Source organism: Arthrobacter sp. Dra40, from assembly GCF_059091905.1.
Map to the genome: position 1 here is coordinate 1 of NZ_JBNHHB010000599.1, position 295 is coordinate 295.

Below are 295 nucleotides of genomic sequence, written 5' to 3' on the forward strand. Positions count from 1 at the left end.
CAGTTCACCCCGTTCCGGGGACTTCCCGACGCCGCCCAGTTGAGTGCGGCGGGTGTAATGGCGGACCGGTTGGTGCATTACGCAGTGCCGGTGGCCGTCTTGACCGGCTGGCTCCTTTTTGGGCCGCGCCCGCGCATCAGTGCAGGTGCGGCAGCCCTGAGTCTGATGTTCCCGGGCTTCTGGCTGCTGTGGACGGCGGTCAGGGCAGCTGCGACCGGCTGGCTGCCGTATGCTTCCGGCGGGACGCCGGCGCCGGGAGAGGTGCTGATGATGGGCATCGGACTGGTGTTGCTCT

At 68.1% G+C, this 295-nt stretch carries 1 protein-coding gene; it reads left to right on the forward strand.

Annotated features, from left to right (window positions below; all coding sequences use genetic code 11):
* The coding region (locus tag AC5RWT_RS38175) for a Pr6Pr family membrane protein (RefSeq protein WP_494084729.1) at positions 1-295 on the forward strand (295 nt) is incomplete at both ends.